Raw genomic sequence first — 24352 nt, forward strand, 5'->3', positions numbered from 1 at the left:
GTGCCCGCGTCGATTCGGGTGAATCGAAGCGGGCACCGGCCTTTCGCATGTCAGCTCGCGTCGAACTTTCGTGCTGCGAGTGAACGAACCACACCGGCCTGGCCTTCGACGACCAGACGGCGCAATGCGGGAGGGATGTCGCCTTCGAGGAATCGGTCTGCTGCCGCGACGGATTCTTCGGAGATCGACCACGCCGGGTACAGCCCGATGACAACCGTTTGTGCGACCTCGCTCGAGCGTCGTTCCCACACCGCCGCGATGTCGGCGAAGTAGCGGGAGACGAAGGGTTCGAGCAGTTCGTCCTGGCCCTCGCGAGCGAACCCGCCGATGATCGATCGCGCGGTGATGTTCGGCACCGAGTCGTCGCCGACGACCTTCGCCCAGACCTCTTCCTTGACAGCAGCCTGCGGACGTCCGGCCGCGGCGGCCGCGGCTTGACGAGCGCCCGCAGCGGTCGGGTCACGCTGGGCTTCGGCGTCGATGAACGGCGTTGCGATTCCTTCGGCGTCGATCTCGCCGGCAGCTGCGAGCGCCCCGACGATGCGCCAGCGCAGGTCGGTGTCGACGATCAGGCCGTCGAGCCCGACGGTGGAGGGATCGGCATCGAGCAATTCGCGCAGTACCTCGGTGTGCCACGGCGAGAGCGCAGCACCGGTGAGTGCGTTGACGAATGCCAGCTGGTGGTCGGACCCGGCCTCTGCCTCACGTGCGAGTTCGAGCAACCGATTGGCGAAGCTAGTCCAGCCTTCGGCCTCGGCCCAGTCGGGATCGGCATAGGAACCGATGGCGGTTTGGGCTTGGAGCAAGAGGCGTTGCACCACACCGACTTCGGTCTCCGAACTGATTCCGCGTCCGACCAGTGCGACGAAGTCGCGGGCCTTCAGTTCGGCTTGGCGGGTCATTTCCCACGCCGCCGACCAGACCAGGGTGCGGGGGAGTGAGTCGGTGATGTCGCCGACCCGCTCGATCGCCGTCGCCAACGATTCGGGATCGAGTCGCACGGAGCCGTACGTCAGATCGTCGTCGTTGACCAACACGAGCGCACCGCGGGCAACGCCGACAAGTTCGGGAACAACCGTGCTTTCCGCAGCATCGAGGTCGAGTTCGACGCGATGGGTGCGCACCAACTTGCCGTCGACGTCGTCGTAGATTCCGATGGCGATCCGGTGGATTCGACGCTCACCGGCGCCGGGGGCAGCACCGTCCTGCAGGACGGCGAAGCGGGTGAACTTTCCGTCCGCGTCGACGTCGAAGTCGGGTCGCAGGATGTTCAGGCCGGTGGTCTTGAGCCACTGACGACCCCAGTCGGAAAGGTCACGGCCCGAGGACTTTTCGAGTGAACCCAGTAGATCGTCGAAGGTTGCGTTCCCGAAGGCGTGCTCACGGAAGTATTCACGCAGTCCGGCGAGGAACGGCTCGAGTCCGACGTAGGCGACCAACTGCTTGAGGACGCTGGCGCCCTTGGCGTAGGTGATGCCGTCGAAGTTGACCTCGACGGCGGCCAGGTCCGGAATGTCCGCGGCAATCGGGTGCGTCGACGGCAACTGGTCCTGGCGATAGGCCCACGACTTCTCGACGTTGGCGAACGTCGTCCACGCGTTCGTGTACTCCGTGGCCTCGGTCTGGCACAGGACCGAAGCGAAGGTCGCGAACGACTCGTTGAGCCACAGGTCGTCCCACCACGCCATCGTGACGAGATCGCCGAACCACATGTGCGCCATTTCGTGCAGCACGGTTTCGGCGCGACGCTCGTACGAGTAGCGGGTCACCTTGGAGCGGAAGACGTAGTCCTCGAGGAAGGTCACGGCGCCGGCATTCTCCATCGCGCCCGCATTGAATTCGGGGACGAAGAGCTGGTCGTACTTGCCGAAGGCATAGGGAACACCGAAGTTGCGGTGGTAGAAGTCGAATCCCTGCTTGGTCTCGGTGAAGAGCCGCTCTTCGTCCATGAACTCGGCCAGCGAAGCGCGGCAGAAGATTCCGAGTGGAATGTCGCCGTGATCGTCGGAGTAGTTGTCGGTCCAGTGGGCGTAGGGACCGGCGATGAGCGCCACCAGGTACGTGCTCATCTTTGGGGTGGTCCGGAAGACGTGCTTGCCGGGATCGGCGGCGAGGGTCTCGACGACCGAGCCATTGGAGATGACTTTCCACGACGTGGGAGCGGTGACGCGGACGTCGAACGTCGCCTTCAGATCAGGCTGATCGAAGCACGCGAACATGCGCTTGGCGTCAGCCGTCTCGAACTGTGAATAGAGGTAGACGGCGTCATCGGTCGGGTCGACGAATCGGTGCAGTCCCTCGCCGGTGTGGGAGTAGATGCAGTCGGCCTCGATGACCAACTCGTTGTCGGCGGCGAGGTCTGGCAGGCTGATGCCCGTCGACTCGTCGTAACCGGAGACGTCGAGTGCCGTTCCGTTGAGGACTGCGGAATGGACTCGGGCAGCGACGATGTCGATGAAGCTGCTTGCCCCGGCCGTAGCCGTGAACGTGACGGTGGTCTTCGAAGAGAACGTCACTTCGCCGGGTGCGTCGTTGCCGTCGGTGAGATCGAGTTCGATCAGGTAGTTCTCGACGGTCAGGATTGCTGACCGTTGCGCTGCGGTTTCGCGTGTCAGGTTCGGTGCGACCACAAAGATCTCCTCGTTGATGGTGCGGATCTATTACGTCCATCCCATCACGAAGAGAACGGCTTTACTCAAGCGGACACTTCTGCCAGCGGAATCTGCGGATCGGCCAACCGATCCGGATCGACGGGGCGCGAAGATGCGACCAGTTCCTTGATGGCGTCACCGGCATCCCAAATGTTCACGTTCATGCCGGCGAGTACCTTGTTCGCGGAATCGAGCCAGAACGCCAGGAACTCGCGCTTGTCGATGTCACCGCGAGTAACGACACGGGAATACGCGCCATGCGGTGCGTGACCCACGTATTCCATACCGAGGTCGTACTGATCGGTGAAGAAATACGGCATGCGCACGTACTCGGCGGGCCGCCCCAACATGGTGTCTGCGGCCGTCTCGGGTTGGTTGAGCGCGTTTGCCCAGTGCTCCACCCGAATTCGTGCATTCAGAATCGGATGTTGTGCGGCAGCGATGTCTCCCACCGCGACGACGTCGGCGTCGCTGCTCTGCAGACCGGCGTCGACGAGAACTCCGTTGTCGACGTCGATACCCGCCTCCGACGCCAACTCGGTGTTGGGCAATGCCCCGACAGCGATCAACACGGCGTCGGCGGGAATCACGGTTCCATCGTTCAAGGTGACACCCGAGGCTCGATGGCCGTCGACGGAGATTGCGCTGACGTCCGTGCCGGTGCGCAAGTCGACGCCGTTCTGGCGGTGCAACGCGGCGAAGACCTCACCCATTTCCGGGCCGAGCGTCGATTCGAGCGGGAGGCCGGCATGTTCGAGCACGGTGACGTCGACGTCGAAACCGCGAGCCGACGCGGCAATTTCGAGACCGATCCAGCCGGCACCGATCACGACGAGTTTCTTGTCGGCGGCCAGGGTGCGCAGCAGCGCAGCGGCTTGATCGACTGTTCGCACGTAGTGAACGCCCTCGGCGTCGGACCCCGGGATGTCGAGGCGCCGCGAACGTGAGCCGGTGGCCAAGGCGAGCTTGTCGTAGCTGATCGTGGAACCGTCCGGAAGTGAGACGGTGTGCGCAGCGGTGTCGATCGCCGTTGCCGTGGTTCCCGGTCGAAGATCGACGCGGTGGTCGCGGAACCACTCGCCGTCGTGGACGGTGAATTCGGGGAGTGTTTTCTTTCCCGCGAAGAACTCTTTCGACAGCGGCGGCCGCTCGTACGGAAGGTGGTCTTCTTCGCTCAAGACGGTGATTTCACCGTCGAAATCTCGCTCACGCAGGGCTTCTGCGATCTTTGCGCCCGCGAGCCCGCCGCCGACGATCACGAATCTCCGGTTGGTGCTCATTGCTGAACCACTCCTTCGCACTCGTTTCTTTTCGACACTACTGCGATCGGAAGGTGGTTCGGGGGAAAGCGCGGGAAGGATTGCGGGTTCATGATTGTTGGCAGGACGGGAGTATGTCCCCGAACTGATATGACCTGACCGACATGAACTGATAGGGAGTTTCTTCGTGAGCGCAACCTCGAGCAAGACCACGGACACTGCTGACTTCTGGTTCGACCCGCTCTGCCCGTGGTGCTGGATCACCTCACGCTGGATTCTCGAGGCCCAGCAGGTCCGCGACATCGAGGCCAAGTTCCACGTGATGAGCCTTGCGGTTCTCAACGAGGGCCGCGACCTGCCAGACGAGTACCGCGAGATGATGACCAAGGCCTGGGGACCGGTCCGCGTCGCTATCGCTGCAGCGCAGCTGAAGGGCGACGAGATCCTTCTGCCGCTGTACACGGCGATGGGGACGAAGATTCACAACGAGGGAAACAAGGACTTCGCCGACGTCATCAAGTCGTCCCTCGCCGAGGTCGGCCTGCCACCTGAACTGGCCGAGGCCGCCGACACCGACAAGTACGACGAGGCTCTGCGCGAGAGCCACCACAAGGGCATGGACGCCGTCGGACCCGACGTCGGAACCCCGACGATTCATGTCAACGGTGTGGCGTTCTTCGGCCCCGTGCTTTCGCGCATCCCGCGCGGCGAGGACGCGGGCAAGGTGTGGGACGGCGCAGTCGCGCTGGCCGGCTACCCTCACTTCTTCGAGCTCAAGCGGACCCGCACGGAGGATCCTCAGTTCGACTGAGCAGCAGTGAGCGCCGGATTTCGGTAGAGCTGACCGGGCCGGAAGAACAGATGACCTGAGTGCGTGCGGTTGCGAAGCGCGGCCGCACGCCAGGTCAGCACCGGGTGCGACGACAAGATGTTGACGAACCACGGAAAGAACCCGGATTCGAGTGTCGCGCGATCGGCGAGTTCGTCGAACCCGACCAGGCCGACCAGATACTTGCCCGCGCCGAGGACGCCCATCGCGCCCGGAGCGCCCTGTGGGCGCATGTGAAAACCGAAATTGTCCGCCGTGTACTCCATGGAACGCGACAGCGAAGACCCGATCACCGGAATGTAGTTCGACGCGAACTGCCCCCACTGACGCCAGTACGACGCATGTCCGGCAGCGATGTGACCGACCTCGTGGCCGATGATGAACGCGAGCGCGTCGGGCTGGCGTGCCTGCCCACCGACTTCGAACAGGTCGCTGTAGACGACGACAAACCGGCGAAATCCGTGCCCCGACGCAAATGCGTTGATCCGTCCGTTCCCCAGCACGACGTAGGCATCCGGCGGAGTTTTCATACCGAACCGTGCGGCAGCCTCCGCAACCAGCTGATACCCCTCCGGAAATTGCGAAGGCGTCATCTTGATTCCGTTGACCTGCTGCGACCCGTACAGCTGACCTCGCGCGAGGAACAGCAAGATCGGAGCCGCGAGCACCACGAGGATCCACGTCGACAGATCACCCGCAGCGATCAGAACGATCGCCACCACATAGGTGACGACCGTCGTCAGAACCGCGAGCACGAGTAGCGGGATTTCCCACGGGTGGCGAACCGCGTCACTGCCCGGTGACACGCGAACGGCGGGTGCAGCGGCCTGAGCGTTGGCGGGGTACATGGGCACCACGATAGGTGCGCTCGCACGGCGATGCGCGCTCCTGAAAGTGTGACGTCGACCCGGGTGCGCCCGGCTGGTCGGGCCTGAGAGAATTGTCGCCATGCGCGTATACCTGGGTGCCGACCATGCCGGATTCGAACGTAAGAACGAGATCATCGAACACCTGAAAGCGAACGGCCACGAGGCCATCGACTGTGGTGCTCACGAGTACGACGCCGTGGACGACTACCCGGCCTTCTGCATCGAAGCCGCAAAGCGCGTCGTCGCCGACGAGGGCAGCCTGGGAATCGTCCTGGGTGGCAGTGGCAACGGGGAGCAGATCGCAGCGAACAAGGTTCCCGGCGCACGGTGCGCCCTCGCCTGGAGCGTCGAAACGGCGAAGCTGGCCCGCGAGCACAACAACGCTCAGTTGATCGGCATCGGCGGACGTATGCATTCCCTCGAGGAGTCGCTTGCCATCGTCGACGCTTTCCTCGCCACCGCATGGTCGGGTGAAGAGCGCCACCAGCGTCGTATCGACATCCTGTCCGAGTACGAGAAGACCGGCGTCGCACCGGCTCTGCCGCAAGCCTGATCCGAAAGTTGTTCCGTGCCTGAAGGTCATACCCTGCACCGGCTGGCACGGTTGCATGCCCGCAAGTTCGTCGGTTCACCGGTCCGCGTCCTCAGTCCGCAAGGCAGGTTCGCCGATGACGCGCGCCTGGTGGACGGACACGTACTCACGTCATCGGATGCCTGGGGAAAGCACCTCTGGCACACGTACGACAACGGTTTGACAGTTCACGTACACCTCGGGTTGTACGGAAAGTTCACCGACGCCACCCTGCCTATGGAAGAACCGGTAGGCCAGGTCCGGATGCGAATGGTCGGTGCCGATTTCGGCACCGACCTTCGTGGTCCCACCGCCTGCGAAGTCCTGCTACCTCCTCAGGTCGCCGCGATAGAAGCCCGGCTCGGGCCGGACCCACTGCGCCGCGACGCGGATCCGCAGAAGGCCTGGATGCGAATCTCCAAGTCCAAGACGGCAATCGGCGCGCTGCTGATGGACCAGGCGGTCCTCGCAGGTGTCGGCAACGTTTATCGCGCCGAGCTTCTCTTTCGCCACGGAATCAACCCCGAACGAGAAGGAAATCTCGTCTCTCACGACGAGTGGACTGCCATGTGGGCAGACCTTGTCGAATTGATGAAAGTCGGTGTCAGACGCGGGAAGATGCACGTCGTTCGCGCCGAGCACGACAACGGAGATCCGGCGTACGCAAAAGATCGTCCGCGGACCTACGTCTACAGAAGAGCAGGATCGCCGTGCCGCGTGTGCGGCACACCGATCCTGCATTCCGTCATGAAGGCACGAAACCTGTTCTGGTGCCCGGTGTGTCAGTCGGCTTAGAAGTCGAAGCCGCCGAAGTCTCCACCACCACCGAAGTCCCCGAAGTCGCTGCCCCCACCGTCGTAGCCGCCGTCTGCGGTGTAATCCGTGTTGTCCATACTTCCTTGGTCCGCACCGGAATCACCGGCGTCCATGCCCTGATCGCCGGAGTCGCCGGCTCCCGTATCGGCGCCGGGATCGCCACCCTGGGCGAACGCTTCTGCGCCGTAAGGAACCCCGGCCATTCCGGAGAACATGGTCGAGAACAGCATCATCGAACCCAGACCCCAGGCGCCGGCGACGAGGGCAGGCTTCCACCAAGGCTCGGAGTACCAGCCGGCCGGGACCGGGCGACCTGCGACTCGTCCACCGGGGTAGTAGTTGGGTGTGTGCGAAGACGGATTGGGTGATGCGGCGACCTTGCGGCCCTCGAATTCGACCTCACGGTCTTCGGTGACAGAACCCGCAGCCTTCTGTCCGTCGATGGATGGGACTTCCGGCCCCGGATCCATGCCCATCGCCACCCGTGCCGCGCGGATGTAGTAAAGCCCTTCCAGGGCAGTCTGTTTCGCGAGACGAGCCTGAACCGGCGTTGCGGCCTGGTCGATCTGCGAGCCTGCGGCGTTGTACCGTTCGCCTGCGTCGGCGAGGGCTTGGCGCGAGGCGTCGTCACTGCCGGTCAGGTTGTAGACCTGACCGCCGAGGCGTTCGATCGCCTGCCGGGCATCGGCTTTCGCGTCGTCGAGTTGTGTTGCGCTGTGGCCGGAACCGCGTTGCTGGCTTTTCATGACCAGAAATACGACTACGGCCAGAACGACGAGTATGAGAAGAATCGTGGTCACGAGTGGCCTCCCGAGCAGAATCGATCCGGACAACTCCAGGATACGGACCCCGGGGGAGTGGTCTGGGTGCACAGAGTTCGAACGCAAAAAAAATCCGCACCGGCCAGGCCGATGCGGATATTTGTGGAGTTTCCCTCCTGATGGAGGGGATGACGGGAATCGAACCCGCGTGATCAGTTTGGAAGACTGAGGCTCTACCATTGAGCTACATCCCCGTGCATACGACAACTCGGGATCGCCGTGTTCGTCGTCTGCGATACGAAACTGTACCCAATGCTCCACCGGATTTCATAATCGGGGGGTCGGGGAAGTTCGATACCGTCGTTCACCTGGGGAATTGCCGAATTGCTCGGCAAGTCGGGGCTTCTTACAGGCGGCGCAGCTTCCAGTCCGGGTGTCGTGATCGGTCAGTCAAGGACTGTCAGGCAACGGCATCAGCGGGGCCGCGGGTCGGCTGCCATACTGACGGGGTCGGACAGGCGGGCCGTGTACAAATGACGGTCGGGTTCGTGAGAGAGTAGTGAGCGCGATAGGGTTGTGCGCGGTCACCGATGGTGGCTGCCTTTGTGGCCTGCTGTCTTTGTGGCCTCAGATGGCCGTATCGTGTGTTTCATGTGTTCGGTGTTTCATGTGATCGGAAACGGGATGTAGCGCAGCTTGGTAGCGCATCCGCTTTGGGAGCGGAGGGTCGCAGGTTCAAATCCTGTCATCCCGACAAGTACGTACATGGCACTTCACCTCCAGCTTCTACGGGAATGAAGTGCCGCGCCAGACAGCACTACCGAAAACCCAGCAGTACCGATTCAACACAAGTTGTGAGCAAGACCAGACGAAGGAGCGAAGTTTCGTGAAGAGCACCGTCGAGCAGCTCAGCCCGACGCGAGTCCGTATCAACGTTGAGGTGCCCTTCGCGGAACTCAAGTCTGATTTCGACAAGGCCTACAAGGCCCTCGCGCAGCAGATTCGTCTCCCCGGCTTCCGTCCCGGCAAGGCTCCGGCCCGCCTCCTCGAAGCACGTGTCGGTCGCGGCGCTGTGCTCGAGCAGGTCGTCAACGACGCTCTGCCGTCGCGTTACTCCGAGGCTGTCACCAGCGCCGGCGTGAAGGCCATCGGCCAGCCCGAGATCGAGGTCACCAAGATCGAAGACGGCGAGCTCCTCGAGTTCACCGCCGAGGTCGACGTGCGCCCCGAGATCGAGCTCCCTGACTTCAGCTCCATCAACGTCGAGGTCGATCCGATCGAGATCACCGACGAAGCCATCGAAGAGCAGTTGCTTTCGCTGCGTCAGCGTTTCGGCACCCTCACCGGCGTCGACCGCGCAGTCGAGGATGGCGACTTCGTCTCCATCGATCTGTCGGCCACCGTCGACGGAGAGAACGTTGCCGAGGCAACCGCGAGCGGACTGTCGCACGAGGTCGGATCGGGCCAGCTCATCGAGGGCCTCGACGAAGCCATCATCGGCCTCAAGGCCGGCGAGTCCAAGGACTTCACGTCGACGCTGGTCGCCGGCGAGTACGCAGGCAAGGAAGCTGTTGTCACCGTGACCGTGCAGACGGTCAAGGAGCGCGAGCTTCCGGCTGAGGACGACGAGTTCGCTCAGCTCGCCAGCGAGTTCGACACCCTGGAAGAACTGAAGGCAGACCTCCGTGAGCGCGTCGCACGCGTCCGCAAGGTCGAGCAGGCCGGTCAGATCCGCGACAAGGTTCTCGAGCAGCTGCTCGAGACCGTCGAGGTTCCGTTGCCGGAGGCCGTCGTCAAGGCCGAGGTCGACGCTGCACTGCACGACGCCGTTCACGGTCTCGATCACGACGAAGAGGCACTGAACAAGCTCCTCGAAGAGCAGGGCAGCAGCCGCGAAGAGTTCGACAAGGATGCCCAGGAAGCCGCTGAGCGCTCCGTCAAGACGCAGCTCCTGCTCGACTCGATCGCCGATGCGGGCAACGTCACCGTCGGTCAGGACGAGCTCACCGAGCGCATCCTGTTCCAGGCGCAGCGTTACGGCATGGCTCCGGAGCAGTTCATCCAGCAGATCCAGCAGGCCAACCAGCTCGGCGCCGTCTTCGCAGACGTCCGTCGCGGCAAGGCGCTCGCGTCCGTCGTCGAGTCGGCCGGTGTCAAGGACACCTCCGGTGCCGTTGTCGACACCGCAGAGCTTTTCGGCAGCAGCGAAGACGAAATCGAAGCGGATGCCTCTGATTCCGCCGAGAGCGAAGACAAGTAAAAACGCAGGCGGACGGGTGTTTTCACCACGATCGACTGCACTGAGTTTTCCGCTTTGAGCGAAGTAGGGCGGCACCGGGACTCCGGTGCCGCCCTACTTCGTTACTGTCTGTGTCAGTAGAAGTGTTTCGCATAGACGATCCACCGCACAAGTAGATCCACATAGAAGGCAGGTACCGTGACTTCCAATCACCTGGAGACTTTGCAGAGTCCCGCCATGACTTCAGCGACCGCTGGGTTGAACCTCAGCGACTCGGTGTACGAGCGCTTGCTGCGAGAGCGCATCATTTTCCTCGGTACCCAGGTCGACGACGACATCGCCAACAAGCTGTGCGCACAGATCCTGCTGCTCTCGGCCGAGGACCCGACGCGAGACATCTCGCTCTACATCAACTCGCCCGGTGGATCCGTGACCGCCGGTATGGCGATCTTCGACACCATGCAGTTCGCCGAGTGCGACATCGCCACCTTCGGCATGGGCCTTGCGGCGTCGATGGGTCAGTTCCTCCTCTCGGCCGGCACCAAGGGCAAGCGTTACGCACTGCCTCACGCCCGCATCATGATGCACCAGCCGTCCGCCGGTATCGGTGGTTCCGCCAGCGACATCGCGATCATGGCTGAGCAGTTCAAGCACACCAAGCGCGAAATGGCCGAGCTGATCGCTCAGCACACCGGTCAGACGGTCGAGCAGATCACCGCGGACTCCGACCGTGACCGTTGGTTCACGGCGAAGGAAGCTCTCGAGTACGGCTTCGTCGACCACGTCGTCTCCCGTGCGAATCAGGCCGGCGGCACCGGCAACTGAGCCGGTTCGTCCATCCTTTCGCTGCCCAATTCATACTTTGGAGAACTGATGACCAATCTTTTCGGAGCTAACTCGCTGGGCGGCCAGGCGCCGTCAGGCCCCCAATCGCGCTACATCCTGCCCCAGTTCACGGAGCAGACCAGCTACGGCGTCAAGACGTCCGACCCGTACAACAAGCTGTTCGAGGAGCGCATCATCTTCCTCGGCTCGCAGGTCGACGACGTCTCCGCCAATGACCTCATGGCGCAGTTGCTGGTTCTCGAATCGCAGGATCCGGACCGCGACATCACCATGTACATCAACTCGCCCGGTGGTTCGTTCACCGCGCTGATGGCGATCTACGACACGATGCAGTACGTCCGTGCCGACATTTCCACCGTCTGCCTCGGTCAGGCTGCTTCGGCAGCTGCCGTGCTTCTCGCCGGTGGTACGCCGGGCAAGCGCTTCGCGCTCCCCAACTCGCGCATTCTGATCCACCAGCCGGCCACGGGCGGCATCCAGGGTCAGGTTTCCGATCTGGAGATCCAGGCTGCGGAGATCGAGCGTATGCGTCGACTCATGGAGAGCACGCTGTCGCTGCACACGGGCAAGGATCCGGAGACCATCCGCGTCGACACCGATCGCGACAAGATCCTCACGGCCGAGCAGGCCAAGGAGTACGGCATCATCGACGACGTGCTCGCTTACCGGAAGCTCAGCGCACAGAAGTAGTCGATTTCCGCCTCGTGTCGAGATCCGTATCCCGATTCCCGACACGAGGCGGACACGTCGAGAAGTGCCAGGTGGAAGGCTTGCCAGGCCGAAATCTCGGCACTTTTCTTTTTTATCCGCAGGCGAAACGCCGAGAACAGGTCGACCCCGTTCGGGATCTGCGGGTACCGTCACTTCACGGGCTGGTTCTCGACCGGCGTTCTGCGATTGTTCGACCAGATTTGTTCGATCAGTTTGTTGATCAGTTTGTCTGATCTGACAACTCTGATCTGACAACTACCGACGTACTGCGGAGCATCTCGACCGATCGAGTGGCGGCGAGCGCACGTACATGAAGGAAAGTAGGGACCTCACGAGATGGCACGCATCGGCGACGGCGGGGATCTGCTCAAGTGCTCTTTCTGCGGTAAGAGTCAGAAGCAGGTCAAGAAGCTCATTGCAGGACCCGGGGTGTACATCTGCGACGAGTGCATCGACCTCTGCAACGAGATCATCGAAGAGGAATTGGCCGAGTCGAGCGAGGTCAAGCTCGACGAGCTTCCCAAGCCTGCGGAGATCCGAGAATTCCTCGAGAACTACGTCATCGGTCAGGACTCCGCCAAGCGGACACTGGCCGTGGCCGTCTACAACCACTACAAGCGCATCCAGGCCGGCGACAAGGGCCGTGATGCGCGGGGTGAGACGGTTGAGCTCGCAAAATCCAACATTTTGATGCTCGGCCCCACCGGCTGCGGCAAGACGTACCTCGCTCAGACTCTCGCAAAGATGCTCAACGTCCCGTTCGCCATCGCCGACGCGACGGCGTTGACCGAGGCCGGCTATGTCGGTGAGGACGTCGAGAACATTCTGCTCAAGCTGATTCAGGCCGCGGACTACGACGTCAAGCGCGCCGAGACCGGAATCATCTACATCGACGAGGTCGACAAGATCGCGCGCAAGAGTGAGAACCCGTCGATCACGCGTGACGTGTCCGGTGAAGGTGTTCAGCAGGCGCTGCTGAAGATCCTCGAAGGTACGCAGGCGAGTGTCCCGCCGCAGGGTGGCCGTAAGCACCCGCACCAGGAATTCATCCAGATCGACACCACGAACGTGCTGTTCATCGTCGCGGGAGCTTTCGCAGGCCTCGAGCGGATCGTCTCCGATCGTGTCGGCAAGCGCGGTATCGGTTTCGGCGCCGAGGTTCGGTCGAAGGCAGAACTGGATACGGTCGATCGTTTTGCCGAGGTCATGCCGGAGGATTTGATCAAGTTCGGTCTGATCCCCGAGTTCATCGGCCGACTGCCGATGATCGCGTCGGTGACCAACCTCGACAAGGAATCCCTCGTTCAGATCTTGTCGGAGCCGAAGAATGCTCTCGTCAAGCAGTACCGTCGACTCTTCGACATGGACGGCGTCGAACTCGAGTTCACCGAAGAGGCGCTCGACGCGATCGCCGATCAGGCGATCTTGCGTGGAACCGGTGCTCGTGGCCTGCGCGCCATCATGGAAGAAGTTCTTCTTCCGGTCATGTACGACATCCCCAGCCGTGACGACGTCGAAAAGGTGGTTGTCACCGCGGAGACCGTCAACGACAACGTACTTCCGACCATCGTTCCGCGTAAGCCGGAACGTGGCGAGCGTCGCGACAAGACGGCGTAGAAACTCTGAAACGACTGTGGCCCGGCATCTCTCGCGAGATGCCGGGCCACAGTCGTTCGTGCAGGATGTCTGTCGGGTATTCGGCTAGATCGGGTTGCCGAGTTCCTTGAGAGGAGTGCGGAACGTCTCCTTGGCGGTGAACGCCGAGATCGCGCAGATGACGCACGCCACCGAGGTCAGAATGGCGACGGGCATCCAGTGTGTCTTGTCGCCGCCCATGAGGGCGTTGCCGATGGCGGGGGCAAAGCCTGCGAGGGCGAAGCCGACCTGGGTTCCGATTGCGATGCCCGAGTAGCGGACCTTGGTGTTGAACATCTCGGAGTAGAACGACGGCCAGATGGCGTTCGGGGCCGCGTAGAAGACGGACATCAAACCGATTGCGGCGAGGAAGATCAGGGGAACGTTGCCGCTGGCGATTGCGCCGAAGTACACGTAGATGAACACGGCGCTACCGAGGGCGCCGCCGATGAACAGTGGCCTGCGACCGATTCGGTCGGAGAGCATCGCCCAGGCGGGCTGACTGAGCAATGCCACGGCATTGGCTGCGATGGCAACCCAGAGCATGGTCGACTTCGGAATCCCCACTTCTTCGGTGGTGGCGAAGGCGAGTCCGAAGACGGAGAAGATGGTCGAGACGACGGCGATGAAAGCGCAGCAGATCACGCGAATCAGATTTGCGCTGTGGGTGCGAAGAAGATCGGCGACAGGCAATTTGGCGACGGTCTTGGATTCCTGCTGCTCGGTGAACTCTTCGGGCTCTTCGAGCTTGAGACGCATTATGTATGCCGCCACCAGAACGATCAGGCTGCCCCAGAACGGGATTCGCCAGCCCCACGTGTAGAGAATGTCGTCGGGGAGTGCGGCGATGGGCAGGAATACGAGGCTGGCGAGGATGAAGCCGGCCTGGGTGCCGTTGAGGGTCCAACTGCAGAAGAACGCGCGTCGACCTTCGGGAGCATGCTCGAGGGTCAGCGAGCTGGCACCGCTCTGTTCGCCCGCGGCGGAGATTCCTTGAGCGATTCTCATCAGGACCAGAAGTATCGGTGCAAAAACTCCGATCGAATCGGCGCTGGGAATACATCCGATGAGGAAGGTGGCTGCACCCATCAGAATGAGCGTGAGCAGCATGATCTTCTTGCGGCCGACGCGGTCACCGAAATGACCGAGGACCACTGCGCCGAGGGGGCGCGCGACGTACGCGACACCGAATGTGGCGAGCGAAAGCAGTGCCGCATGTCCGCTGTCCGGGAAGAACACCGTGGGGAAGATGAGCGCGGCGGCGGAGGCGTAGATGTAGAAGTCGTAGTACTCGAGCATGCTGCCGAGAAACGACGACGTTGCGGCGCGCTTGACCTTGGTCGTGTCCGGCCTGGCCAAGGATCCCGCCTCGGGGCCGGACGGTGTAACCGTGCTAGCTGACATGCTCATCTCCTGGGTGGAAGCGTCGTGGAGGCTCTACATCCGCTGATTGTGTTCGTAACGGTGTTCGTATTGAGAACGTCTGTGCGGAGAGCGATACAAGGAATGTAACCGACGCCACAGCAACTACACAAGATTATTAACCAAATAGTTCATAAAAATCTACCGGCGGACACATCACACGTCGAAACTGCAGTTCAGGGGGTCAGGAGGCCGGCTGCGCTGCGGCCGCCACCAACTGCTCCACCTGTTCCTCGGTGATCCCGAGGCCGAAGGTGGCGAGCTTTCCGAGCGGCATCGAACCGGCGAGCGCCATCATTTCGGGGCTGACCGACTGCGCACCTTCGCCTGCCGCGGCAGACATGGCGGCGCCGAGAACGCCACTGCCGACGGGATGGGCGAGCCATTCACCGATCGTCGACATGGCGTCGAGCGTGCCGACGCCGACATTTCCGGCCAGAGTGATCGTGTCGGTGGTCGCGATGTCCCGAGACGAGAAGCCGACGCGGATCTCGTAGTCGCCGGGTTCGATCGCCCAGTCCTGCGCCGATATGGACCAGTAGGCAAACGCCCTGGTATCGAGCGTGATGGTCACAGACGCAGATTCGTCGGGGTCGAGGTGGATCTTGGCAAACCCCTTCAATTCCTGCGCGGGACGGTCGACACCTTCCGAGGCGTCGTGAACGTAGACCTGAACGACGGTGCTGCCCGCTCGATCGCCGCTGTTGCGCACGGTGACGGTCACGTCGGCAGAGTTCTCGCCGGCGTCGACAGCAGTATCGGTGATGTCGAAGGTGGTGTAGCTCAGCCCGAATCCGAACGGGTACGCCACCTCACGCAGAGCGGAGTCGTAGTAGCGGTACCCGACGTACAGTCCTTCGCCGTATCGCACGTGCTGCTGTGATCCGGGGAAATGCAGAAACGACGGATTGTCTTGGAGGCGAAGCGGAATGGTCTCCGTGAGTCGTCCGGACGGATTGGTGATGCCGAACAGCAGATCGGCGATCGCAGAGCCGCCGGCCTGGCCGAGTAGCCAACCCTCGAGGATTGCGGCGGCATGATCCTTCCAAGGCTCGATCGAAATCACGCCGCCGTTGGAGAGCACGACGACGGTGTTCGGGTTCGCACCGTGCACCGCTTCCAACAGGGCAATCTGGTCGGCGGGCAACTCGATGTCGGTTCGGTCGAACCCTTCGGATTCGGTGGCGGACGGTAGTCCGAGGAAGAGCACGGCGACGTCAGCGCGGCGCGCAGCGTCGACAGCTTCGGTGACCATGTCGCTGTCCGGAGTGCCGTCGAAGGTGAAGCCCGGTGCGAAGGTGACGCGGTCGGCGCCTTCGAGGTCGAGGATCGCGTCCAAGGCATTGTCGAGCCGGGTCGGAACCACCTGTGAACTGCCTGCACCTTGATATCGCGGGCTGCACGCGAATTCGCCGATCACCGCGACGGTTTGCCCGCCGGGCGTCAGCGGCAGTAATTCGCCGTCGTTAGCAAGGAGAACAGCGGACTCCGCCGCCGCGGTCCGAGCCAACTCGTGGTGACGTGCGACGTCGTACGTGTGGCCTTCGGTGCGCGCGGCGGCGGTGCGTTTCACCAGCGTCGACAGGCGTTCGGCTGCAGTGTTGAGTACGGATTCGTCCAGGTCTCCGCCGCGCACGGCGTCGACGATCTGAGTATCGGTTCCGGTCGGCGGCATTTCCAGATCGAGGCCGGCGGTGAGTGCCGCCACGCGATCGTTGACCGCTCCCCAGTCCGAAACGACGAGGCCGTCGAAGCCCCACTGCTCGCGGAGCACCTCGGTGAGCAGCCAATGGTTCTGGCTCGAGTACACACCGTTGATCTTGTTGTACGAGCACATGACCGTCGTCGGGGCCGCGGTTTTGACCGCGTACTCGAATCCGGCCAGATAGATCTCGCGCAGCGTCCGTTCGTCGACGTCGGCGCTGACTCTCATCCGGTCGTGCTCTTGGTTGTTGGCAGCGAAGTGCTTGAGCGAGGTTCCGACGCCGCGAGACTGGATGCCGGTGATCAGCGCTGCCGCGACGCGGCCGGAGAGGAATGGGTCCTCGGAGACGTACTCGAAATTCCGGCCGCACAACGGGGATCGTTTGATGTTGATACCGGGACCGAGGAGAACCGAGACCTGTTCGGCTTTGGCCTCGTCGCCCAGAGCCTCACCGACCTGGCGGATGAGGTCGAGGTTCCACGACGAGCCCAACCCGACTGCCGGTGGAAAACACGTCGCGGGAATGCTGTGGCCGAGTCCGAGTGCGTCGCCACCCTCGGGTTGTTTCCGGACTCCGTGCGGACCGTCGGTCAGCAATATCGACTCGATTCCGGCAACGGACTGGCTGTGCCAGAAATCCGAGCCGGACGTCAACGACGCCTTCTCCTCGAGTGAAAGCCCGTCTACGTAGTTCTCGGTCACGTCGTTCCTCCCGGTGGCAGCTGTGAGTTCCACTCACCACCGTAGGGGGATTTTTCGGACTTCGGGGTGGGTCAGGACGGCGTCGGTGAGGTCAGGAACGCAACAACCATGTCGCCGAGCATCGTTCGGAGATGTTCGCGATGAGTCGAGTCGGTCAGATCACGGTCGAAGAGCGCTTTGAACGTGTACCGGTTGGCGATGCGGAAGACGCAGTAACTGCTGATCAACATGTGAATATCGAGAGCATCGACGTCGGATCGGAATACCCCTGCGTGCTGCCCGTCGTGGAGGATCTGCGAGACCAGGTCGGCGGCGGGTGCGCCGAGGCCGCTGAGTAGTTCGGATTTCTCGATGTGCTCGCCGCGGAGCATGTTCTCGTTTGCCACCAGCCGAATGAAGTTCGGGTGCTGTTCGTGGTGGTCGAAGGTCAGTTCGGCCAAGGCGCGCACTGCTGCGGTGGGGTTCAATCCCTCGAGGTCGAGTTCACGCTCCTGCGCACGAATCACGCTGTACGCGTGTTCGAGGACTGATTTGTACAGTCCTTCCTTGTCGGTGAAGTAGTAGTAGATCATCCGCTTGGTGGTGTGCGTCTTGGTTGCGATCTCGTCCACCCGGGCGCCGGCGAAGCCCTTGTCGGCAAACTCCTCGGTGGCGACGGCGATGATGTTCACCCTGGTCAGATCACTGTTTCGGCGTCGCTTCTCCGGCTTCGACGCCACGGAGTTCACTGACTGCTCGGAAACCATGTGCTCACTCTATCTGTCAGGAGTTTGTCGACTTTGCTTGTCGAGTTCGCGTCGGGGGAGTAACGTCCAGTGAACTAACTCACTAGTTCGTACATTAGCTTCGAACGTCGACACCGAGGTGCCCTGATGACTCCATCTCTGCCGGTTCTGGTCCTCAACGGACCCAACTTGAATTTGTTGGGCCGGCGGCAACCGGAGTTCTACGGGACGGACACCCTGGACGACGTCGTTTCCCGCTGCGAAGTTGCGGCCCAGAAGTTCGGAGCGGTGGTCGAAGCAAAGCAGTCGAACCACGAGGGTCAACTGATCGATTGGATCCACGAGGCCAGAGGCAGAGTCGCGGGCATCGTCATCAATCCCGGTGGGTATTCGCATACCTCCGTTGCGTTGCGAGACGCACTGGTCACACTCGACGCCCCCGTGGTGGAGGTGCACATCAGCAACATCCACGGCCGCGAAGAATTCCGTCACCACTCCTACGTGTCCGGGATCGCCGACGCGGTCATCTGCGGGTTGGGGATCGACGGTTACAGCGCCGCAGTCGAATTCGTCTGCATTCGGGAAGGGAAGAACTGATGAGTGATTCGATCCTCTGCGGTCTGATCGGCACCGGCATCGGAGCCTCCTTGACTCCGATCATGCACGAGGAAGAAGGGCACAGACAGGGCCTGCCGTACGTGTACCGCATCCTCGATCTCGACGCGATGGGGATGGCGCCGTCGGACATCGGTGAACTTCTCACCTATGCACGACGTTTCGGGTTCCGCGGCCTCAACATCACTCACCCGTGCAAGCAGTTGGTGATCGAGCACCTCGACGAGCTCTCGCCGGACGCAGACAAACTCGGCGCAGTGAACACGGTCCTCTTCGACTCCGGCAAGGCGATCGGACACAACACCGATTGGTCGGGCTTCGGACGGAATTTCGACGAGGGGCTACCCGGTGCGCAGCTCGATCGCGTCGTGCAGCTCGGTGCGGGCGGAGCAGGTGCGGCGGTTGCCTATGCCGCGCTCACCCGCGGTGTCGGGACGCTGACGTTGGTCGATTCGAGCCTGGCTCGCGCGGAAGAACTCGCGGATGCCTTCTCGCGGCAGTTCCCGGCGCAGGTAGTCCAGGCGCGGCACACGAGCGACCTCGCCGAAGCGCTCGGCAACGCACACGGATTGATCCACGCGACACCGATGGGGATGGCGGCCCATCCCGGAATGGCCTTCTCCCCGGATCTGCTCCGCCCTGATCTGTGGGTGGCGGAAATCGTCTACCGCCCGCTCGAAACGGAACTGTTGCGTCAGGCCAGGTTGATCGGCGCGCCGACGCTCAGCGGAGGCGGGATGACTGTCTTCCAGGCCGTCGACGCATTCCGGATCTTCACGGGCATCGAGCCTGACAGCAAGCGGATGCTCGCTCACATGACCGAACTGGTGCACGGCGAACAGACTGCGGCAGCGCTGTGAGTGCCCCCGTTCGGACGTCGATCGCGACGGTATCGCTGAGCGGCACTCTCGAGGAGAAGCTCGACGCCATCGCGGCCGCCGGCTTCGACGGCTTCGAGGTGTTCGAGCCGGATTTTGTTGCTTCGCCGTGGTCCCCGAAGGAATTGCGAACGAGGGCAGCGGATCTGGGGCTCACCCTCGATCTGTATCAGCCGTTCCGTGACTTCGACACGGTGGACGAACGTCAATTTGCTCGGAATCTTGTTCGAGTGCAACGCAAATTCGAGCTGATGGATCAGCTGGGATGCGAGACGCTCCTGGTGTGCTCCTCGCCCCTACCGACCGCGAGTCACGACGACGGTCAGTTGACGGAGCAGTTCGGAGCTCTCGCCGAATTGGCGTCCGAGCACGGCAAGAAAGTTGCGTACGAGGCGCTCGCGTGGGGAGCCCACGTCAACACCTACGGCCACGCATGGAAGATCGTCGAAGGGATCGACCATCCTTCACTCGGAACCTGTCTGGACAGCTTCCACATCCTCTCGCGCGGTGACGATCCCGCCGGAATTCGCGAGATTCCGGGCGAGAAGATCTTCTTCCTCCAGTTGGCGGACGCACCGTTTTTGGCGATGGACATCCTGCAGTGGAGCCGGCACCACCGAAACTTCCCGGGGCAGGGCAGTTTCGATCTGAGTGCTTTCGCTCAGCACGTCTACGCCACGGGCTACGACGGACCGTGGTCCCTCGAGATCTTCAACGATGTATTCCGTCGCGCCGACACCCAGCGAACGGCAATCGACGCTCATCGGTCGCTGCTCCACCTCGAAGAACAGGTCGCTGCCGCGAACCCGGCCGCCGGTGGACCCACGCTGTTCACCGCACCGGAGCGCACGCCGCTCGAAGGAATCGTGTCTCTGCGAATCGCGGCGGGACCAGCTAAGCAGGACCAGGTGCACACGATGCTCTCCCGTCTAGGTTTTCACCTGCTCGGGCGGCACCACGACCACGATTTGCAGTTGTGGCGGCACGGATCGCTCACCGTTGCCGTGGACGCGACTGCGGGCACGGTGTGGACGGCGCCCGGGCTGCCTGCGGATCTACCGGTTCTGACTCAGATCGGCATCCGGGCAACCGAACCCGAAGTGTGGGGTGAGCGAGCGCTGGCTCTCGAAGTACCGGCGACGCGAGTGCAGTTGCCGGGATCGAGTGACGAGAACTCCGAGGTACCGGACGTCGTACGTCTGAAGGTCACCGACGCGACGTCGATCGACCTTCGTGGCCCTGGCAGTGCTGCAGCGTGGGAATCGGCATTCGAGATCTATCCGCTGCCCGCCGAGCGCAATCGTGAACAGGGCGCAGTGTTCACCGGGATCGACCATGTGGCGCTTGCAGTTCCGGCCGAGAGCTGGGACGGTATCATGCTGCTCCTGCGGTCCGTGTTCGAGATGCACCCGCACGAGGGGCAGGACGTCACCGATTCCGTCGGCCTCATGCGGAGCCAGGCGCTCACGCTCGTTCAAGACGGCGACGGACAGGCCCTGCGCATCTCGCTGAACATGGTGGAGGGCAGTCGAAGCGGGCTGCCGACCGTCCGCCGCGGCGGCGTCAGTCACGTCGCCTTCGCGTGTGAGAACATCTTCGGTGCTGCAGCGTCGATGCAGGACTGGGGCTTTGTGCCGCTACCCATTTCCCCGAACTACTACGACGATCTCGACGCGCGTTTCGGACTGAATGCCGAACTGCTCGACCGTATGCGTAGCGCCGGAATCCTTTACGACGCGGACGCTCACGGCGAGTTCTTCCACCTGTTCACCCCGACCGTCGGGGGAGACCTGTTCTTCGAGGTCGTGCAGCGAGTGGGTGGGTACGAGGGCTACGGGGAGGTCAACTCCGCTGTGCGACTGTCGGCTCAATTGCGTGCGAGTTCGACGTGACCTCGACTCGGTGCGGGTGCGAGTAGACGTTCATCGAATCGCCGCGGATGAAACCGGCGAGAGTCAGCCCGGACTCCTGCGCTAGTTCCACCGCTAGTGAGGACGGCGCGGAGACGGCTCCGAGGATCGGAATGCCGGCCATGACGGCCTTCTGGACGAGTTCGAACGACGCCCGACCGCTGACGATCAAGATCGTGTCGTAGAGGGGCACTCGGCCGCCGGTGATTGCCCACCCGATCACCTTGTCGACCGCGTTGTGACGGCCGACGTCCTCGCGCAGTGCCAGGAGTTCGCCGGTGGCGGTGAACAATCCGGCCGCGTGCAGGCCGCCGGTGCGTTCGAAGATCCGTTGGCTCTCCCGCAGCGTGACCGGCATGGCCGACAGGGTGGTGGAGGTGACGGAAGTGGTGTCACCGACCAACGGATGACGCGTCGTGGTCCGGACGGCGTCGAGTGAGGTCTTGCCGCACACTCCGCACGCGGAACTGACCACGGTGTTGCGGTCGGTGGTGTGATCGGGCAACGGCACTCCGGGAGCGAGAGCGATGTCGAGGACGTTGTACGTGTTCGCACCGGTGTCGTCGACGCCGTCGCAGTAGCGGACGACGCTCACGTCGTCGCGGGTGGCGATGACGCCTTCGCTGAGGAGGAATCCGTGTACGAGGTCGACGTCGTTGCCAGGTGTTCGCATCGTCACGGCCAGCACCTGGCCGCCGACCCTCATTTCGAGTGGTTCCTCGACGGCCAGCGTGTCGGGGCGCGTGACGACCCGATCGCCCGAGATTCGAACGACCGGTGTTCGTGTGGTGACTCGTCCCATCTCAGGCGCCTGATGCTTCGAGTCGAACGGTGACTGCCTTCGAAACCGGTGTGTTCGACTTGGCTGCAACGTGTTCGAGGGGAACGAGGGGATTCGTCTCGGGGTAGTACGCCGCCGCATTACCGCGGGGGGTGTCGTAGGAGACGATGCGGAACTCCGTGACCCGACGCTCTTCGAGAGTGCCGTCTGGGGTTGTCCACTCGGACACGATGTCGACCAGATCGCCGTCGCGGAATCCGAGTGCGGTGATGTCTTCGGCATTGACGAGGATGACTTTGCGTCCACCCTTGATGCCGCGGTATCTGTCGTCGAGACCGTAGATCGTGGTGTTGTACTGGTCGTGGCTTCGCATGGTCTGCAGAATCAGACGGCCACGAGGGGTGGGTATCCAGTGCAGGTCGTTCACGCCGAAGTTGGCTTTGCCGGTGTGCGTGCGGAATTCGCGCGAGTCACGTGGTGGGTGGGGGAGCTGGAATCCGTCGGGCTCACGGACGCGGGTGTTGTAGTTCTCGCAGCCTGGCACCACCCGCGAGATGGAATCGCGAATCAGGTCGTAGTTGCCCTCGAACGCCGACCAGCGGACGGAGTGATCGCTGCCGAGTAGTTCGCGGGCGAGTTGGCAGATGATGGCGACTTCACTGCGCAGGTAGGGGCTGACCGGTGTGAGGCGTCCGCGGGACAGGTGCACCATGGACATCGAATCCTCCACGGAGACAAGCTGCTTTCCGCCGGCTTGGACGTCGAGGTCGGTGCGTCCGAGGGTGGGGAGGATGATCGCGGTCTGCCCGTGGACCACGTGACTGCGATTCAGCTTGGTGGAAACCTGCACGGTGAGTTCGCACTGGCGCAATGCCGTTTCGGTGGCCGCAGTGTCCGGGCTGGCCTGGATGAAGTTGCCGCCCATCGCCATGAAGAAGCTTGCCTTGCCGGCGTTCATGGCGCGGATCGCGTCGACGGTGTCCCAACCGTGCTTGCGTGGGCTCGAGATCGAGAACTCGGTGTCGAGCGCGGCCAGGAACTCTTCCGGCATCTTCTCCCAGATGCCCATCGTGCGGTCACCCTGGACGTTGGAGTGTCCTCGCACGGGGCAGACGCCTGCACCTGGTTTGCCCATCATCCCGCGCATGAGCAACAGGTTGACCGCTTCCTCGATGGTGGCGACTCCGTGTGTGTGCTGAGTGATGCCCATGGCCCAGCAGGTGACTGTTCGTTCGGATCGGACCAGGGCGGCGGCTGTTTCCTCGAGTTGCGTCATCGACAGGCCCGTCGCTTCGATGACGGTGTCGAGATCGACTGCGCGGATGTGCTTCTCGTACTCGTCCCAACCGGCGCAGTACCGGTCGACGAATGCGCGATCGACGACGGTGCCGGGAGCGCGATCTTCCTGTTCGAGCAGCAGCTTCCCCAGGCCCTGGAACAGCGCCATGTCTCCGCCCAGCCGGATCTGCAGGAACTCGTCCGCGATCTCGACTCCGTGCCCGATCACGCCGGACACCTTCTGTGGATCCTTGAACCGTCGCAATCCCGCTTCGGGCAGGGGATTGATGGCAATGATCTTGGCGCCGTTGCCCTTTGCCTTCTCCAGCGTCGAGAGCATTCGAGGGTGGTTGGTGCCGGGATTCTGCCCGGCGATGAGGATGAGATCGGCGTTCTCGAGGTCGGGGACGGTCACCGAACCTTTGCCGATGCCGATGGATTCGGTCAGTGCGCTCCCGGACGATTCGTGACACATGTTGGAACAGTCGGGCATGTTGTTGGTGCCGCAGCTCCGAATCATCAACTGGTAGAGAAAAGCTGCTTCGTTGGAAGTGCGACCGGAGGTGTAGAACACCGCCTCGTCCGGCGACGCGAGGCCGTTCAGATGTTCGGCGATCAGTGCGTACGCGCCGTCCCAGTCGATCGGCTGATAGTGGGTTGCGCCCGGCGTCAGAACCATCGGGTGCGTCAGTCGGCCCTGCTGCCCGAGCCAGTAATCGGTCTTGCCTTCGAGGTCGGAGATCGAGTGCTCCGCGAAGAACTCGGGTGTGACGGTGCGAAGCGTTGCTTCCTCGGCAACAGCCTTCGCGCCGTTCTCGCAGAACTCGGCGGGCTTGCGATGTCCGGGAGTCTCCGGCCATGCGCACCCCGGGCAGTCGAAGCCGTGACGCTGGTTGAGCCTGGTGAGCGTTCGGGCGGTCCGTAAGGCCCCCATCTGCTCGATTCCGCGTTGCAGCGACACCAGGACGGCCGGTACTCCGGCGGCGTAGTCCTTGGGATGCGTGACTTCGAGATCCGATTCGTCGATGTCTTTCGAGGGGCCCTGGCGCGTCATGTCTCCATAGTGGCCCGAACGAGCCGGTACTGCCATCGAATGGCCCGGTCGAACTCGCCGGAATGCGACATTCATCGGCTAGCCTTACCTACCGA

At 62.7% G+C, this 24352-nt stretch carries 19 protein-coding genes and 2 tRNA genes; 11 read left to right on the forward strand and 10 right to left on the reverse strand.

Annotated features, from left to right (window positions below):
- Positions 1–50 precede the first annotated feature (50 nt).
- Complete coding sequence (pepN, locus tag ACFWAD_RS19250) at positions 51–2630, reverse strand: aminopeptidase N (RefSeq protein ID WP_378537984.1); 2580 nt, start codon at positions 2628–2630, stop codon at positions 51–53.
- Positions 2631–2695: 65 nt separating this feature from the next.
- Positions 2696–3931: an NAD(P)/FAD-dependent oxidoreductase gene (locus ACFWAD_RS19255; RefSeq protein WP_378537988.1), complete on the reverse strand. Its 1236-nt coding sequence runs from the start codon at positions 3929–3931 to the stop codon at positions 2696–2698.
- Positions 3932–4097: 166 nt separating this feature from the next.
- Here ACFWAD_RS19255 and ACFWAD_RS19260 point away from each other — a divergent pair, with 166 nt between their 5' ends.
- A complete protein-coding gene (locus ACFWAD_RS19260; protein WP_378537991.1) occupies positions 4098–4721 on the forward strand; it encodes a DsbA family protein in 624 nt (207 codons plus the stop codon).
- Here ACFWAD_RS19260 and ACFWAD_RS19265 read toward each other — a convergent pair.
- The gene (locus ACFWAD_RS19265; protein WP_283304110.1) at positions 4709–5587 is read right to left on the reverse strand and encodes a M48 family metallopeptidase; all 879 of its coding nucleotides are present in this window, start codon (positions 5585–5587) and stop codon (positions 4709–4711) included. The two genes, ACFWAD_RS19260 and ACFWAD_RS19265, sit on opposite strands and share 13 nt — an antisense overlap.
- Positions 5588–5687: 100 nt before the next feature.
- Here ACFWAD_RS19265 and ACFWAD_RS19270 point away from each other — a divergent pair, with 100 nt between their 5' ends.
- Positions 5688–6161 (forward strand): ribose-5-phosphate isomerase, encoded by a 474-nt coding sequence (locus tag ACFWAD_RS19270; protein WP_003944571.1) that lies wholly within the window; start codon positions 5688–5690, stop codon positions 6159–6161.
- 15 nt (positions 6162–6176) lie between these two features.
- A complete protein-coding gene (locus ACFWAD_RS19275; protein WP_378537996.1) occupies positions 6177–6974 on the forward strand; it encodes an Fpg/Nei family DNA glycosylase in 798 nt (265 codons plus the stop codon).
- On the opposite strand, the gene ACFWAD_RS19280 is transcribed toward ACFWAD_RS19275, so the two are convergent.
- Positions 6971–7741: a DUF1542 domain-containing protein gene (locus ACFWAD_RS19280; RefSeq protein ID WP_378448038.1), complete on the reverse strand. Its 771-nt coding sequence runs from the start codon at positions 7739–7741 to the stop codon at positions 6971–6973. The two genes, ACFWAD_RS19275 and ACFWAD_RS19280, sit on opposite strands and share 4 nt — an antisense overlap.
- A 195-nt stretch (positions 7742–7936) precedes the next feature.
- Positions 7937–8010: transfer RNA gene (locus tag ACFWAD_RS19285), tRNA-Gly, on the reverse strand.
- A gap of 426 nt (positions 8011–8436) precedes the next feature.
- Here ACFWAD_RS19285 and ACFWAD_RS19290 point away from each other — a divergent pair.
- From ACFWAD_RS19290 to clpX, 5 genes are all read left to right on the forward strand, one after another.
- A tRNA-Pro gene (locus ACFWAD_RS19290) sits at positions 8437–8510 on the forward strand.
- 132 nt (positions 8511–8642) lie between these two features.
- Positions 8643–10016, forward strand: coding sequence for a trigger factor (gene tig, locus ACFWAD_RS19295; RefSeq protein WP_378546718.1), 1374 nt, complete (start codon positions 8643–8645; stop codon positions 10014–10016).
- 216 nt (positions 10017–10232) lie between these two features.
- On the forward strand, positions 10233–10820 hold the full coding sequence (locus tag ACFWAD_RS19300) for an ATP-dependent Clp protease proteolytic subunit (RefSeq protein WP_007730960.1): 588 nt from the start codon (positions 10233–10235) through the stop codon (positions 10818–10820).
- A 48-nt stretch (positions 10821–10868) separates the two neighbouring features.
- Positions 10869–11531 carry an ATP-dependent Clp protease proteolytic subunit gene (locus ACFWAD_RS19305; protein ID WP_003944539.1) on the forward strand — a complete coding sequence of 221 codons (663 nt, stop codon included), beginning with the start codon at positions 10869–10871 and terminating at the stop codon, positions 11529–11531.
- A 357-nt stretch (positions 11532–11888) separates the two neighbouring features.
- Positions 11889–13169 carry an ATP-dependent Clp protease ATP-binding subunit ClpX gene (gene clpX, locus ACFWAD_RS19310; RefSeq protein WP_003944582.1) on the forward strand — a complete coding sequence of 427 codons (1281 nt, stop codon included), beginning with the start codon at positions 11889–11891 and terminating at the stop codon, positions 13167–13169.
- Positions 13170–13253: 84 nt separating this feature from the next.
- On the opposite strand, the gene ACFWAD_RS19315 is transcribed toward clpX, so the two are convergent.
- The 3 genes from ACFWAD_RS19315 to ACFWAD_RS19325 all read right to left on the reverse strand — a co-directional run bounded on the left by ACFWAD_RS19315 (position 13254) and on the right by ACFWAD_RS19325 (position 17762).
- Positions 13254–14591: an MFS transporter gene (locus ACFWAD_RS19315; RefSeq protein WP_230814005.1), complete on the reverse strand. Its 1338-nt coding sequence runs from the start codon at positions 14589–14591 to the stop codon at positions 13254–13256.
- A 202-nt stretch (positions 14592–14793) separates the two neighbouring features.
- Positions 14794–17016, reverse strand: coding sequence for a glycoside hydrolase family 3 C-terminal domain-containing protein (locus tag ACFWAD_RS19320; protein WP_378538013.1), 2223 nt, complete (start codon positions 17014–17016; stop codon positions 14794–14796).
- Between the two features lie 71 nt (positions 17017–17087).
- On the reverse strand, positions 17088–17762 hold the full coding sequence (locus tag ACFWAD_RS19325) for a TetR/AcrR family transcriptional regulator (protein WP_378447846.1): 675 nt from the start codon (positions 17760–17762) through the stop codon (positions 17088–17090).
- A gap of 126 nt (positions 17763–17888) precedes the next feature.
- On the opposite strand from ACFWAD_RS19325, the gene aroQ reads away from it, so the two are divergent.
- Genes aroQ through ACFWAD_RS19340 form a run of 3 tightly spaced genes read left to right on the forward strand, consistent with a single transcriptional unit; the run spans position 17889 to position 21126 of the window.
- Positions 17889–18338: a type II 3-dehydroquinate dehydratase gene (gene aroQ, locus ACFWAD_RS19330; protein WP_378538019.1), complete on the forward strand. Its 450-nt coding sequence runs from the start codon at positions 17889–17891 to the stop codon at positions 18336–18338.
- Positions 18338–19216, forward strand: a complete 879-nt coding sequence (locus tag ACFWAD_RS19335) for a shikimate dehydrogenase (protein WP_378538022.1) — start codon at positions 18338–18340, stop codon at positions 19214–19216. The genes aroQ and ACFWAD_RS19335 overlap by 1 nt, the downstream gene beginning before the upstream one ends.
- Positions 19213–21126, forward strand: coding sequence for a TIM barrel protein (locus tag ACFWAD_RS19340; RefSeq protein ID WP_378538025.1), 1914 nt, complete (start codon positions 19213–19215; stop codon positions 21124–21126). Before ACFWAD_RS19335 ends, ACFWAD_RS19340 begins: the two co-directional genes overlap by 4 nt.
- On the opposite strand, the gene fdhD is transcribed toward ACFWAD_RS19340, so the two are convergent.
- On the reverse strand, positions 21077–21946 hold the full coding sequence (gene fdhD / locus ACFWAD_RS19345; protein ID WP_378538028.1) for a formate dehydrogenase accessory sulfurtransferase FdhD: 870 nt from the start codon (positions 21944–21946) through the stop codon (positions 21077–21079). The two genes, ACFWAD_RS19340 and fdhD, sit on opposite strands and share 50 nt — an antisense overlap.
- 1 nt (position 21947) lies before the next feature.
- On the reverse strand, positions 21948–24257 hold the full coding sequence (locus ACFWAD_RS19350; RefSeq protein WP_378546723.1) for an FdhF/YdeP family oxidoreductase: 2310 nt from the start codon (positions 24255–24257) through the stop codon (positions 21948–21950).
- Positions 24258–24352: the final 95 nt, after the last annotated feature.

The organism is Rhodococcus sp. NPDC059969, from assembly GCF_042738325.1.
Classification (GTDB): domain Bacteria; phylum Actinomycetota; class Actinomycetes; order Mycobacteriales; family Mycobacteriaceae; genus Rhodococcus_F.